18 protein-coding genes are annotated in these 12,276 nt (G+C 71.1%); 1 reads left to right on the plus strand and 17 read right to left on the minus strand.

Annotation, left to right across the window (positions count from 1 at the left end; translation table 11 throughout):
• Positions 1 to 44: 44 nt before the first annotated feature.
• The 11 genes from IPJ17_10570 to IPJ17_10620 form a co-directional block, all read right to left on the minus strand.
• A complete protein-coding gene (locus IPJ17_10570; protein ID QQR75984.1) occupies positions 45 to 416 on the minus strand; it encodes a VOC family protein in 372 nt (123 codons plus the stop codon).
• Between the two features lie 145 nt (positions 417 to 561).
• Entirely contained in the window at positions 562 to 816 is a 255-nt protein-coding gene (locus IPJ17_10575) for a hypothetical protein (GenBank protein ID QQR75985.1), read from the minus strand.
• 1 nt (position 817) lies between these two features.
• Entirely contained in the window at positions 818 to 1,225 is a 408-nt protein-coding gene (locus IPJ17_10580) for a hypothetical protein (GenBank protein QQR75986.1), read from the minus strand.
• Positions 1,226 to 1,275: 50 nt separating this feature from the next.
• Positions 1,276 to 1,710: a hypothetical protein gene (locus IPJ17_10585; GenBank protein ID QQR75987.1), complete on the minus strand. Its 435-nt coding sequence runs from the start codon at positions 1,708 to 1,710 to the stop codon at positions 1,276 to 1,278.
• 197 nt (positions 1,711 to 1,907) lie between these two features.
• The gene (locus IPJ17_10590) at positions 1,908 to 2,774 is read right to left on the minus strand and encodes a TlpA family protein disulfide reductase (protein ID QQR75988.1); all 867 of its coding nucleotides are present in this window, start codon (positions 2,772 to 2,774) and stop codon (positions 1,908 to 1,910) included.
• Positions 2,775 to 2,781: 7 nt separating this feature from the next.
• Positions 2,782 to 3,054: a DUF2007 domain-containing protein gene (locus IPJ17_10595; GenBank protein ID QQR75989.1), complete on the minus strand. Its 273-nt coding sequence runs from the start codon at positions 3,052 to 3,054 to the stop codon at positions 2,782 to 2,784.
• A gap of 54 nt (positions 3,055 to 3,108) precedes the next feature.
• Positions 3,109 to 3,507: a hypothetical protein gene (locus IPJ17_10600; protein QQR75990.1), complete on the minus strand. Its 399-nt coding sequence runs from the start codon at positions 3,505 to 3,507 to the stop codon at positions 3,109 to 3,111.
• Between the two features lie 92 nt (positions 3,508 to 3,599).
• Positions 3,600 to 4,316 carry an aminotransferase class III-fold pyridoxal phosphate-dependent enzyme gene (locus IPJ17_10605; GenBank protein QQR76144.1) on the minus strand — a complete coding sequence of 239 codons (717 nt, stop codon included), beginning with the start codon at positions 4,314 to 4,316 and terminating at the stop codon, positions 3,600 to 3,602.
• A gap of 78 nt (positions 4,317 to 4,394) precedes the next feature.
• Positions 4,395 to 4,853 carry an aminotransferase class III-fold pyridoxal phosphate-dependent enzyme gene (locus tag IPJ17_10610; GenBank protein QQR75991.1) on the minus strand — a complete coding sequence of 153 codons (459 nt, stop codon included), beginning with the start codon at positions 4,851 to 4,853 and terminating at the stop codon, positions 4,395 to 4,397.
• Positions 4,850 to 5,704: a hypothetical protein gene (locus tag IPJ17_10615; protein ID QQR75992.1), complete on the minus strand. Its 855-nt coding sequence runs from the start codon at positions 5,702 to 5,704 to the stop codon at positions 4,850 to 4,852. The genes IPJ17_10610 and IPJ17_10615 overlap by 4 nt, the downstream gene beginning before the upstream one ends.
• A 91-nt stretch (positions 5,705 to 5,795) precedes the next feature.
• Positions 5,796 to 6,527, minus strand: coding sequence for a class I SAM-dependent methyltransferase (locus IPJ17_10620; protein ID QQR75993.1), 732 nt, complete (start codon positions 6,525 to 6,527; stop codon positions 5,796 to 5,798).
• Positions 6,528 to 7,148: 621 nt separating this feature from the next.
• Between IPJ17_10620 and IPJ17_10625 the strand changes: the two genes are divergently transcribed.
• On the plus strand, positions 7,149 to 7,367 hold the full coding sequence (locus IPJ17_10625; GenBank protein QQR75994.1) for a hypothetical protein: 219 nt from the start codon (positions 7,149 to 7,151) through the stop codon (positions 7,365 to 7,367).
• A gap of 94 nt (positions 7,368 to 7,461) precedes the next feature.
• On the opposite strand, the gene IPJ17_10630 is transcribed toward IPJ17_10625, so the two are convergent.
• The 6 genes from IPJ17_10630 to IPJ17_10655 form a co-directional block, all read right to left on the minus strand.
• Positions 7,462 to 9,042, minus strand: coding sequence for an MFS transporter (locus IPJ17_10630; protein QQR75995.1), 1,581 nt, complete (start codon positions 9,040 to 9,042; stop codon positions 7,462 to 7,464).
• On the minus strand, positions 9,039 to 9,491 hold the full coding sequence (locus tag IPJ17_10635; GenBank protein ID QQR75996.1) for a GNAT family N-acetyltransferase: 453 nt from the start codon (positions 9,489 to 9,491) through the stop codon (positions 9,039 to 9,041). The genes IPJ17_10630 and IPJ17_10635 overlap by 4 nt, the downstream gene beginning before the upstream one ends.
• On the minus strand, positions 9,488 to 9,910 hold the full coding sequence (locus IPJ17_10640) for a hypothetical protein (protein ID QQR75997.1): 423 nt from the start codon (positions 9,908 to 9,910) through the stop codon (positions 9,488 to 9,490). Before IPJ17_10640 ends, IPJ17_10635 begins: the two co-directional genes overlap by 4 nt.
• A gap of 13 nt (positions 9,911 to 9,923) precedes the next feature.
• Complete coding sequence (locus tag IPJ17_10645) at positions 9,924 to 10,514, minus strand: hypothetical protein (GenBank protein QQR75998.1); 591 nt, start codon at positions 10,512 to 10,514, stop codon at positions 9,924 to 9,926.
• A 104-nt stretch (positions 10,515 to 10,618) separates the two neighbouring features.
• Entirely contained in the window at positions 10,619 to 11,590 is a 972-nt protein-coding gene (locus IPJ17_10650; protein ID QQR75999.1) for a c-type cytochrome, read from the minus strand.
• 175 nt (positions 11,591 to 11,765) lie between these two features.
• A complete protein-coding gene (locus IPJ17_10655) occupies positions 11,766 to 12,218 on the minus strand; it encodes a hypothetical protein (protein QQR76000.1) in 453 nt (150 codons plus the stop codon).
• Positions 12,219 to 12,276: the final 58 nt, after the last annotated feature.

Raw genomic sequence — 12,276 nt, forward strand, 5'->3', positions numbered from 1 at the left:
CGCTTCACCGGGAAGGGCTCGGACGAGATCGGCTCGCCCGGGCGTCAGCTCATCGAATGGAGACCGATCAGGTTGCCTTCGGTGTCGACGACGAGCGAGATGAACCCGTACTCGCCGATCGACATCTTGGCGCGCTGCACCTTGCCGCCGGCCGCCGCGGCGCGCGCCTCTTCGACCGCGCAGTCGGCGCAGCTGAAGTAGACGAGCGTGCCGGCGAACCCCGACGTGCATCCCGCCATCCGGACCAGGGCGCCGCCGGCGCCCCAGCGGTCGAGCTCCGCCGGGAAGGCCCACATCTCGAGATCGCCGCTGGCGAGCGGCTTGAGCTCGACTTCGAAGACCGTCTGGTAGAACGCTTTGGCGCGCGGCATTTCCTGGACGTAGATCTCGAACCAACCGACCGGGTTGCTCTTCATGGGCTGTCCTCCTGGTGCGCCAACACTAAGCTGGAACCGGGGCGAGCGTCACGCCGCACCGGCTCGCGGCCGGAGGTGGGCTCGCGCCGTGGCGAGGTGCAGGGTGCGGAACGAGGCCGCGCCGGGGCTCCTCGCCGGGTCCTCGTCAGTTGACGTCCGCCTCGTCGCCCGGTGGGGTCGATCGCACGAGCCACGAGGCCGCCAGGCGCGCGATGCAGACGCCGGAGACGAGGGAGAAGAACGCGGCGAGCGTGAGCTCGCAGATGACATCGAAGACCGGAAGGTGGATCCGTCCTATGACCTGGTGCCACAGGGTGGCCAGGTGGCGGACCGCCGGGATGGCGCAGAGGCTGAGGACGCCGTGGACCAGGACGAAGCGCGTGCGCTGCGTGAAGAACATGTCACTCCGCCGGCGGGGCCGGCGTCACCACGAGCTCGTCGTCGCCGAGGACGCCGAGGCGATCCGAGCGCTTGAGCTCGAGTGCGAAACGACGCCCGCCGAGCGAGAAGGTCACGGGCCCGATGTCGCCGGTCCCCGCGCTCCACGAGACGGTGACGACCTGGTCCTCCCGGACCATGCGGAAATCGTAGAAGACGAATCCCCGCGGGTACGTCTCGGAGGCGACCCGCCGGGTGCCGAGGAAGGTGAGGGAGAAATCGGCGAAACGGATCGGCGAGCCGGCGCGGAAGGCGACCTTCGCTCCGTACGGCGCCGGCTTCGGTCCGGCGGCAAGGCAGACTGCGGCGAGCAAGGGCCCGGCGAGTGCGAGCGCTCCGGCGACCGTCACGACGAGAGAGGTTCTGGACATGCGGTGCAGGGAGAAGTCTGCCACAGGGTCGGCGCGACGAGGGAGGGAAATCACCGAGTTGTAGAATCTTGTTTGCGCTCCGGCGTCGCCCGGTCCGCGAAGCTGTGCCGCCAGAGCGCGACAGCGACCAGGAGCGCGAGCGGCAGCGTCGCGATCAGGAGGAGCGAGACGAGTTGCTCCCGCGTCGATTCCCACGGGGTGAGATTGGGAGAGACCAGGCGGGCCACGACAACCGCGCGGGCGACGAAGACAAGGGCAATCACCCGGAACAGTAGGCGCAGCGCGATCTGCCGGACGGGCCGGCGGAGGACGAAGCCGGCGAGACCGTAGATCGCCACCGCATCGACGGCGACCTGCGCCAGCTGCGCCGGACGGACCGCGGCCGTCAGCGTCAGATACGGGTAGAGCCCGCCGACGAAGGTGAGGATGCAGTAGGCCAGGAGCACGGCCCAGGCCTTGCGGATCCGTTGAGGTGTACGGGTCATCGATCTTCCGAAAAGCGTAGGCAGCGGAGCGGTCGGCCCCGACCCTTCCGGCTCGCCGGGGCGATCGGGCTCCAGCTGGACCGAGAGAGGCTGGTGCTCGTCGAGACGCTCATGTACCAGGCTACGCGTTCACCGACTCGGGGAGGACACGGAACGAAACGCCCCCAGGGAGAGGATCCCTCCGCGAGATCGGGGGGCTACTCGTGCATCGCCCTCGCGAGGGCGGCATCGAGACGCTTGGCGATCTGCGGCGAGCCGCCGACGGCATCAAACTGGACGCGACCGTCCCGGCCGAGGAGCACGTGGCGAGGATAGGTGAGGCCGAAGACGGCAGCGCTCGACTCTGTGCCCAGGGTCTGGTGGAAGCGGAACTCGTGCGAAGCGAAGAACCGGGTGACCCGCTCCGGGCTGTCTTGGGCGATCGCCACGAAACGGACGCCGCGCGGCGACCACTTCGCGACCAGCTCGTTGAGGCTGGGCATCTCCGCGACGCAGGGGCCGCACGAGGTCGTCCAGGAGTTGATGACGACGAGAGCGGACGACGATGCGAAGGGCGTCTCGACGGTGCTCCCGAGCTCGCGCAACGCAAAGGGGGGCAGCGGCTTTCCGCGGAGGACCGACCCGGCCTCCGCAGTCGACAGCATCGTCTGCGACCATCGGTAGCGCAGCTCGCGTGTCGATGGCAGGAGCCTGAGATCGAGGCCGGTCAGAACACCGGAATCGGCCTGCAATGGCAGAGAGACGCGGGTCGCGCGGGTGCCGGAGTCGCTGACCTGCAAGCTCACCGAACGCAGCTCGGTGCCGCCCTCCGGTAGCTCGAGGACGATCCAGAGCGCGTCGTCTCCCGCCTCGTCCTTGGCCCAGAGGACCGGAAGGCGTTTCGTCGAGTCGCGCAGCGGAATCGTCGTTGTCTGGGGGTTGCGAAGGCGGAGACGTCTGGCCGCGGGGTCGTCGGGGAGGCCGGGTCGGAACGTCACCGTGCCTTCGGCCCGCGCCGGTGAGCTCGCGGCGAACGCCACGCAGCCGATCGTCAACAGGGCGAAGAGAGCAGCGCGTCGTCGCATCGTAGCCCTAGGCGTGCCCCTCGTCGCCTTCGACGAGTGGTGTCGTCTGGCGCAAGAGCTCGCGTGCCGTCGACTCGTCGCAGCGCCGGACGAGGATTCGCACCGGGCCGGCGAGCGGGTTGAACCCGGTTCCGAAGCGGCCGAGGTTGAACAGCTCCTGCACCGCGTCACCCTGGACGACGCACGGGACCTCCGCATCCTCGAGCATCGAACGGACCAGCATGACGAGGCCGGCATCGCCCGTCTCGAGCGCGGTCACGAGCTCGTCTTCGTCGCTCATCGCAAGCTCCTGTCGGTGGAGGTGACGGGCCGAGCGCCGCGTGGCCCGCGGCGATCAGAGGTGAACGCGGACGCTCTGGATCGTCGTGTGCGCTTCGCCGCGGGTGAAGTCGACGCGGACGGAGGCCGTGCGGTCGGTGCCGTCGGCGGCGATCGCGAGGTCGACGTGGGCCGGCTCGCCGTCGAGCGTCAGACCCGAGCGCATCTCGGCGCTCTCGCCGCTGCGGAAGACCACCCGGGGCTCGGAGAGCACCTGGCCGGTGGCGAGATCGCGCAGGCTGGCGACGCAGGTGTAGGTGCTGTCGCCGCGGGTCGACGGAGAGATCGCCAGCTCGACGCCGATGGCCGGCGTTGCGGCGCTCGGCCGGGCAGCGGGAGCTGCCTTCAGCGAGGCGACCAGACCGACGAAGACCAGAGCGGCGGCAGCCAGCACGAGGCGACGGCGGTTCGTCATGGGGTCTCCTTTCCGAGGGTTGGTGCTCCGATGGTGGCGAGTGTAGGAGCCCGGGGGCAGAACGGCAAGGAGAGGCGACGCTCGGGGGGAGCTCACGTCGCTCGAGGGTCCGAGCCCGTGCGCGACCGCACCGCTGCCTCCAGGACCTCCTCGAACGCCACGAGGAACCCGGCGATGTCGGCGCGCTCGATGGTCAGGCTGGGGTCGAGGCGCAGGACGGCGAGGCCGGGGCGACGACCGACGAGGTAGCCGCGACGGAAGAGCTCGCGGTGCGCCTGGAGGGTGAGCGGGGTCCCGGGGCCGTCCTTCAGGACGACCGCGAGCATGAGCCCGCGCGCACGGATCGTCTCGATCCCTCCGGTGCGCTGTGCGATCCCTTCGAGACCCGAACGGAGCTGGGCGGCGATCGCCCGCCCGCGTTCGATCAGCCCCTCGTCGCGGACGATGGCGACGACCTCGCGAGCGATGGCCGCGCCGAGCGGGTCGTTCTGGTGCGACTGCGAGTACCGCAGCGGCTGGGCCCTCAGGCGTTCGGCGAGGTGCGGCGCGAACGCCGCGACGCTCACCGGATAGCCGTTGCCGAGACCCTTGCCGAGCGCCACGATGTCGGGCGAGAGGCCGTCGTGCTGGAAGCCGAACCACTCGCCGGTGCGGCCGATGCCGGTGGTCACCTCGTTGACCATCACCAGGCCGCCGTCGGCGCGGATTCGCTCGACGATCCGCCGCACGAGCGGGCCGGGCGGAAAGCGCACCAGCCCCGAGGAGCTGCCGGGCTCGAAGACGAATCCGCCGATCGTGTCGAAGGGGATCGCGGCGAGGTGCTCGCAGAGCTCGCTGCCAGCGGCGGAGTGGGTGCACGCGGCGCAGGACTCCCAGTCGAAGCCGAGTCACTCGTCGTCGCGCTTCCGGTTCGCCGAGCCGTAGGCCCCGAGGTAGGAGTCGCTCATCGTCAGCAGCAACGGTCGCTCGGCGAGCGATTGCACGACACGGACGGCGTACTCGACCGCCTCGCTGCCCGAGCAGAGGAAGACGCACTGACCGCCGGAGAACCCCAACAGATCGAGGATCTCCCGCGCGCTCTCGGCGACGACAGCGTGCGAGTAGCCGAAGCCGGCGTGAGCGACCCGCGCGGCCTGCTCGGCCATCACGCGCAGCAGCCGCGGATGTCCGTGGCCGACCGAGGTACACCAGACGCCGGACTCGAGATCGACGAACCGCCTTCCGGCGGCATCCCACAGCGAGCAGTTCTCCGCCCGGACGATCTCGGGCAGGAGCAGCTCGTGTCCGGGGTACCAGGCAACGGATGGATCGGGATCCGGTGCGCAACGCGCCTCACGCTCGTTCATTCGACGCTTTCCTTCAGGAAGAGATCGACCAGGTGCCGCGCGTTGGCGCGATCGAGCTGGAGCGCACCGTGACCTTGCGAGGGATCCTCGATCCGCTCGACGACGACGGCGCCTTGCGCGACGAGCCACTCGGCGGTCCGCCGCATCGCCGGGATGCCGTCGCGATCGGGGTGCGGGTCGCGTGCGCCGGCGGCCGTGACCCAGCGCGTGCCGCGCAGCGGATGGTCGCCGTAGCTGCCCGCGAGCAGGGCGCGCGTCGGCGGGTACTCCTCGGCGACGCCGCCGGAGCTCGCGACGACGAGCGCGAAGGAGCGCCGGCCGCCGCCGGCGTCGAGCGCCGCGACGGCGTAGATGTTGGCGGCGCCGCGGCTGAAGCCGTGGAGCATCGCCCGGCCCGGTTTTACGCCGAGGCGCTGGAGCACGCGACCGATCTCGCGATCGATCTGCACCGGCGTGAGGTAGGACGACGTCGAGTCGTCCGTGCCGATCCACCACTGCAGACAGACGATCCCGAGGTCGCGGCCCTCGAGCGACGGAGACCAGATCGCCAGGTCGTCGGTCGCGAAGCCGCGCGATCCGTGGAGCGAGACGATCCAGCGCGTCGGGGTCGCCCCCGCCGGGCGCCAGACGACGACGAAGCTCCGGCCGTCCGAGGTGGGCAGGATCTCCGGGTTCAGCCGGGCGGCATCGCTCCACCAGCGCCCGCCCTCGGCGCGGCGCAGGACCTCCGTGGCAGGTCCCTGGAGCGCGGGTTTGGCAGCGTCGGCGAAGGCGGCGGGTGCCAGGGCGAGCAGCGCCGCGGCGGCTGCGGGGAGACGGGAGGTCCTGCGAGCGGCGACGGACGGGCTCATCGGTCTGAGGGAGTCGAGGGGTTGTGCCGTTGCGAGGTTCGGGTGGGTCTGGCTCTGGGGGAAAGTCGCTGGCACTTTGACGGGTTCGGGGTCAGCGCTCGCGCCGCAAGCGGAAGAGAGCGGTGATGGGAGGCGTGGCATAGGCGGCCTCGAGCGCCTCCCCGACGAACGCGAAGTCCTCCGAGGTCACGCGGCTCGCGCGGAACGAGTGGAAGTCGAGCGGCTTCGCGCAGCGATGACTGAGGTATTCGAACTGCCATCCTTCGCGCCGAAAGAGCTCGCCCCAGCCGCGGACCGACAGATTCGACAGGTGGTGAGGATTGCAGGCGTGTTCGCGCAGGTCGGCGTCGGAGAGCACCGGCGGCATGGCGACGAGGAGTTGTCCGGCGGCACCGAGGGCTCCGGCGACGCCACGCAGGAACGCCTCGGGCTCCGCCAGGTGCTCGAGAGTGTTCGACGACACCACGAGCTCGAAGGCGCCAGGCGAGAGGTCGAGCCGTTCGCAGTCTTCGACACGAAAGGAAAGCGCGGCGTGGGAGTATCGGCGCGAGGCGAATCGGACCCGCCGCGGTTCACGATCGACCCCGAGGACGGACCTTGCCCCAGAGCAGGCGAGCAGATGGGAGCCGTAGCCCGTCCCACAAGCCGCGTCGAGAATGCGGCAAGCCGGCGCCCAGCGAGCGGCGTAGCGGTAGATCGACTCGTGGGCGACAAAAAGGTCGTTGCGTAGCCCGGGCCAGACGGCCTCGCCACCGAGCGGAAGCCCGGCAACGACCTTGCGGGCCGCGTTCCAGAGCCGTCTCGGCGACAGGTTGATCTCCACCAGGGCCCTCGCGAGTCTGCGCGTCCAGTCTGACACGCCTGGCGGCGAGGACCTCGCGGGAGCCCCGGGTGCGTGCACGGGAGTTACCCTGGCACCACGCGGAGTACCCCTGGCGGGCACCTTGCCGGAAAAGTCCCTGGCACCTGGCCGGAAGCGCTCAGCCCGCGAAGTTGGCTCGTGGCGCCCCGTCTCGAGCCGGGACTTCAGGCTGCTGAGGATCCGCGGCCAGCCGATGCCACAGGCGGGGTCGACCCTGCTTTCTCCGGGAAAGGTGCCAGCCACCTGTGCTGGGGGCGAGGGGACGAGCGCGACCGGCACTGGGCGGGGCGTCCGCCGCCTCGGATAGACTCCCTCTGGCATGCGACGAGCGCTTCCCGTGCTGCTGCTGGCCCTCCTCCTGCTCGCCGCCGCGGGCGCGGCGTGGGGCGGGATGGTGCTCCTCGGGCTCGCCGTGCCGGCGGCTCTCGTCGCCATCGTCGCGCCATGGGTCGGTGCGGCGGCTTTCGCTTCCCTCGCACAGGTTTCGCGGCCGCGACTCGGTTCTGCCGCGCTCCTGCTCCGGGGTCCTCCCGCGGTTCGTCTCGCGTTCTCGACGTGTCCGACGAACCCCACGGAGGATCCATGGTGCGAAAGAGGAAGCTGGCGACGCTGCTCGCCTACCTGACGCTCGAATTCGGTGCGCTCACCGGCGTGCCGGTTCGCCTCGACCAGATCGAAGAGATGACGCGGCTGCTCAGTCGCCCGTCGCAGGTGCTCGTTCTGCAGCGCGACGCCGGTGGAGAACCGCCGCCGGAAGGCGCGGCGGAGGCGGAACGCCGGAGCTGGCTCCCGCCGTCTTGACGGTTCAAGGAAGAACCCTGGCACCGGTCAGGCGGCGCAAGAGCCTCTGGAAAGTGCCTGGCACCGCGAGGGAGCGGTGCGCGGACTGGGCGTCTCAGGCCGTCGCCGGCGGATCGCCCGCAGCCAGGCCGCGGCGGGCGACCAGCGTCGCGGCGGTGGCGAGGGCGCCGAGGGCGGCGAGCACCAGCAGTCCGGCCAGCGTGAGCCAGTCGCCGACCGAGGCCGGCGAGGCCAGGCCGGCGAGCGTCGGCAGGCAGTCGAAGCCGTGGCCGGCGCGCAGCGCCCGCAGGCCGCCGACCGCCGCGCGACCGCCGACACCGACGGCGAGCGTGACGGCGCCACCGAGCGTGGCCCAGGTGACCAAGGCCCGGCGCGACAGCGCCGGGCCGCGGCGCGGTGCCAGCACTTCGAACTCGACCTCGCGCACACCCCACGGCACGAAGCGCGTCAGCATCGCCATTCCGGGGACGCCGAAGACCACCGTCAGGATGAAGAAGTCGCGCCAGCCCATGGCGTCGGCGAGCACGCCGGCCACCGGTCCGGAGAGGATGCGCGGGAGCGTGAAGAGGCTCGAGAGCAGGGCGTACTGCGTCGCCGAAAAGCGCTTCTGCGTGAGGCGCAGCAGCAGGACGCCGAAGGCGCCCTGACCGAGACCCGAGGATCCGAGCTCGAAGGCGATCGCGGCACACATCACCGGGCGGCTCGGTCCGACCTGGGCGAGCAGCGCGTAGCCGAGGTTGGAGAACATCTGGAAGAAGCCGAAGATCCAGAGCGCTCGCCCGAGTCCGATGCGATCGGTGCACCAGCCGCCGAGAAACGTCCCGGCGACGATCGCCGCCGCCGCGATCGTGCCGGCACCGATGCCGACGTCGACGTCGTTGAAGCCAAGCTGGATGAGGAACGGCCGGGTGAGCGCCTGGGTGAGGTTGTCGCCGAGCTTGTAGAGCACCACGAACCCGAGGATCTCGAGCGCGCGATGCTGGCCGAGGAAGCCGACGAACGGCCCCCACACCGCCTCCCGGAGCGTGCGCGGCGGCGGCGGCAGATTCGCCGGCTCCGGTGCCCGGGCCGTGAGAACGAGGAACGGCAAGTAGACGAGGGCCAGGGCGACGTTGACGACGACCCACGAGGTCTCTGCGGCCAGGGTGATCGCCGCGCCGCCGGAGACCAGCATCGCCAGGCGGTAGAGCGCGGTACGCCAGCCGGTGGCGATGCCCAGCTCGTCGCGCTCGAGCACCTCGACCGTGTAGGCGTCGTAGGCGATGTCGTGGGTGGCCGAGGCGAAGGCGATGGCGAAGGCCAGCGCTCCGATCACCCACACCGCCTCGGGATGACGCGCGGCGCCGGCGAGCAGCAGACCGAGAACGAGCAGCCCGATCTGCCCGGCAGCCATCCAGCCTCGTTTGCGGCCGAGCCAGGGAAGCGGGTAGCGGTCCATCGTCGGCGACCAGAGCAGCTTGAACGACCAGGGAGCCTGCGCCAGGGTGAAGAGACCGACGACCTTGATATCGATGCCGGCGCGAGTCATCCACGCCGGGATCGCGTACCAGATCAGCCCGAGCGGCAAGCCCGAAGCGAACGAGAGCAGTGTGACCGCCCGGAGGCGCGGGTCGCTGACCACGCGGGTGAGGTCGCCCCACAGCGTCCGCGGGACCGTCGCAGGCGTCGTCGTCACGGGCGAAGCCTCTGGTGCATCAGGATCTCGGAGGCTCCGTCGACGAGGAGCCCCGGCACCTCGCCCACCGCCTGCCAACCGTGGCGCTCGTAGAAGCGCTGCGCGCGGGAGTTGAACGACGAGACGAAGAGGAAGAGATGCCGCGCCTGGGGGCGGAAGTGCGCCGTGACGTGGGCGAGCAGGTGCGCGCCGACCCCCTGGCCGCGAGCTGCAGCGGTCACGGCGACGGCGGCGATGTAGGGCGATCCCGCGAGGCCCTTGGGGTGGGCGAGCACGAAGCCGAGCGCTTCACCCTCAGCGCGCGCGACGAACAGCTGATGGTCGGGCCGTCGGCAGGCCGCCCGGCAGGCCTCGAGGCCTCGTCCGAGCGAGATCCAGGGCTCGGAGCCGGCCATCAACCGTGCCGCCCATTCGGTATCGGCATCGCTGCCGAGCTCGACCTCGATCACGGCGCAGCCGATCCGTCGCGCGGCCGGTACTCGCGCATCTGAGCGTAGAGCGGTTCGAGCGTGGCGATGGTGCAGCTCGTCGGCGTGATGTCCCAGGTGGTGAGGAAGTCCTCGTGACTCAGCGCGCGCCAGAGCCGGCCGTCGGGGTCGATGACCAGCGAATGTCCGACGCCACCGCGGAAGACGTGCGAGCCGTCGACGCCGCGGTGGAAGGTGCAGGTCCACGGGTGCTCCGGGTGGTGCGTCGCGACCCAGGCCTCGATCTCGCGCATCCGCGCGCCGAAGACCGGGACCCGCTCTTCGACCGGCAGACGCAGCACCTCGGCGATCGCCTCGCTCAGCGGCCGTTCTCCCGGCGGGATCAGTACGCTCGACTGCAGGCTCGAATCGACGGCGGCGGTCTCGGGTTCGTCGGACATGGTGTGCCCTCGCTCACCAGAACTTGTACCACGGCCGCGCTGCCGCCGGCACCGGGCCGCTGCCGGGGCGCGAGCTCCGCGGAGGCACCGTCTTGCTGCCTTCGACGAAGCCGTAGGTCGCGATGTTGAAGCCGGTCTCGGCGCCGATCCGCGGCGCGCACTCTCGAACCAGGAAGGCGGTGGCGAGCGCCGCCGATTGCGCGAGCTGCTCGAGGGTCAGGCCATGGCGCTCGGCGATCGCCATCGCTTCGTCCTGGAGTTGCGCCAGCGACTGCACGGTCGAAAGATGCGGCTGGGCGCCGCGACGGGCGGGCTCGCCACCGAGCTGGTCGCGCTGGATCGGGACCTCGGCACCGGCCAGGTAGGCCGCCAGGATCTCGACCAGCATCGGCCCCTTCTCGTTCGCCGCGTCGGAGAGCACGACCGACCCGGGCTCGAGCTTGCCGAGCGGCAGGCCGAAGGAACGCAACAGCAGGCTCCCGGCGAGGCGGGCGGTGCTGGCGATCGCCGTCTCGGGGTGAATCGCCCGCTCGGCGCCGAGACAGCTCGCGACGAGCTCGACCAGCTCGCCGGTGGCACGGTCCTGGGATTCGGTGAAGTTCAAGCGCTGGCTCCGTGAAGTCGGATGGCTCGGGTGGGGCGAAGCGCGGCGAACCGGTCGCCCTCGAGGTGTGTCGGCCTGCCGCCGTGGACGGCCCGTTCGCCTCGCTACGGCGCCTGCGTCGCCAGGTAGGCGGCGAGGTCGATCATGTCGTCGAGCGTCAGGCCCGAGACGACCGGTTCCATCTGGTCGGCGTCGACCCCGCGCCGGACGCCGCGCTGGAGCTCGACGAGCTGGCGCACCATGTAGGTCGGTGAGCGACCGGCGATCGGCGGGATCTCCGCGGTCCCCCGGAGGTTCGCCTCGTGGCATCCGGCGCAGGCGAGCGTCTTGCCTCCGCCGGTCTTCACGAGCTGCTCGCCGCGCGCCACGCTGCCGCGCGGGACGTAGGCGACGAAGCGGGCGTGCGGATCGCGGGCCTCGAACTGTTCGAGGTTCTCGGGCACCTCGACGATGCGCCGGCCGAGCGGCTCGGTGCCACCGCCGGGGGCTGCGGCAAACAGCCAGTTGGAGAGCGTCAGCTTCGGTGCGGCGGACCCTTCCTTGACGCGGATCCGGGCGGCCAGCTTGAGCTTCGAGAAGTAGCCCGCAGCCGCCTCGAGATCCGCGTCGCTCGCCGCCTTGACGGTCGAGATCATCAGGGCCGTCGGCGCGCGACCGGGCACCGCGGTGCGGCGGGCGCCGCTCTGATAGTCGCGCAACTGACGCAGGATGTAAGTGCGCGGCAGCCCGGCGACACTGGCGTTCTCCGGCCCGCCGGTGCCGGTGGCGCGGTGGCAGTAGCCGCAGGCGAGCTGGTCCGGCCGGCGCCCCTGGCGAACCGCGTCGGGCATCGGCGGGTGCTCCTGCGGATGCCAGTCGGGGGCGAAGAACGGATCACGCAACTGCGTCAGCGTGTAGGTGACCTGGCTTCCCGGCACGCGGCGTGCGACGCCGTCGTCGGCGGGGTGCTGGAAGCCCGGCGGAGGGCTCGGATAGGCCCACATCGGGACCTCGGCGGTAGCCTGGCCGCGAGCGCCGGCAGCGCCGAACAGCGTGACGAGCGAGAGCGCCTTGAGCGCGCGATTTCGAATCGACATCCAGGCTCCTGGTGTCCGGTCGCGAAGCGGTCCGTTCTCGAGCCACGACGGTCGCGAGGTCGCGGCAGGACCGGCCGTACCGCTGCCGGGCGCATGGTGTTTCGTGGGCAGTCTAGGCGGCGTGGGCTCGCCTCGCAAGACGACGGCCACGAGCCGTGCGTCCCCCGCTCGTCGTTCAGCCGGCGTCTCGGGCTTTCGGGGGGGACGGCGATTCGGCGACGCCGGCGAGCGTCCCGGCGATCGCATCGAACGCCGCGAGCGCCACGAGCGCGAGACCGACCGCGAAGTAGATCGTCTGCATGACGAAGGCCGGACCCGCGGGCGATCCGATGGTGAGGACCTCGACGAACTCGAAGCTCATCACGGCGGCGCCGGCCAGGGCACCTGCCGGACGGGCGAAGCGGTTGCCGCGCAGGACGAGCGCGGCGGCGAGCAGCGCGCCGGCGCCGACGAACAGCAGCGCCAGTCCCGGGAGAAGGAAGCTCGAGAAGATCGAACCGCGGAGCTGCTCGACCGGCGGGGTGTAGATCCCGGCGAGCAGCATGATGCCGCCGGGAAGGGCGGAGACCGCGAGGAACGCGGCGAGCAGGAAGAGCAGCAGGCGGAGTAGGGCGCGAAGGCGACGCACGCCGAGATCGTAGCGGATGTCACGTCGCCGGTGCGGATGCGCCCGACCGTGCCCGCGC

It is taken from the genome of Holophagales bacterium, from assembly GCA_016699405.1.
Lineage (GTDB): Bacteria > Acidobacteriota > Thermoanaerobaculia > Multivoradales > JAGPDF01 > JAAYLR01.

Coding starts and splice junctions, on each gene's coding strand:
- IPJ17_10585 (QQR75987.1), bottom strand. CDS start 1,710: ATGACCCGTACACCTCAACGGATCCGCAAGGCCTGGGCCGTGCTCCTG.
- IPJ17_10610 (QQR75991.1), bottom strand. CDS start 4,853: ATGAACGAGCGTGAGGCGCGTTGCGCACCGGATCCCGATCCATCCGTT.
- IPJ17_10580 (QQR75986.1), bottom strand. CDS start 1,225: ATGTCCAGAACCTCTCTCGTCGTGACGGTCGCCGGAGCGCTCGCACTC.
- IPJ17_10640 (QQR75997.1), bottom strand. CDS start 9,910: ATGTCCGACGAACCCGAGACCGCCGCCGTCGATTCGAGCCTGCAGTCG.
- IPJ17_10570 (QQR75984.1), bottom strand. CDS start 416: ATGAAGAGCAACCCGGTCGGTTGGTTCGAGATCTACGTCCAGGAAATG.
- IPJ17_10615 (QQR75992.1), bottom strand. CDS start 5,704: ATGAGCCCGTCCGTCGCCGCTCGCAGGACCTCCCGTCTCCCCGCAGCC.
- IPJ17_10575 (QQR75985.1), bottom strand. CDS start 816: ATGTTCTTCACGCAGCGCACGCGCTTCGTCCTGGTCCACGGCGTCCTC.
- IPJ17_10595 (QQR75989.1), bottom strand. CDS start 3,054: ATGAGCGACGAAGACGAGCTCGTGACCGCGCTCGAGACGGGCGATGCC.
- IPJ17_10590 (QQR75988.1), bottom strand. CDS start 2,774: ATGCGACGACGCGCTGCTCTCTTCGCCCTGTTGACGATCGGCTGCGTG.
- IPJ17_10600 (QQR75990.1), bottom strand. CDS start 3,507: ATGACGAACCGCCGTCGCCTCGTGCTGGCTGCCGCCGCTCTGGTCTTC.
- IPJ17_10625 (QQR75994.1), top strand. CDS start 7,149: ATGGTGCGAAAGAGGAAGCTGGCGACGCTGCTCGCCTACCTGACGCTC.
- IPJ17_10650 (QQR75999.1), bottom strand. CDS start 11,590: ATGTCGATTCGAAATCGCGCGCTCAAGGCGCTCTCGCTCGTCACGCTG.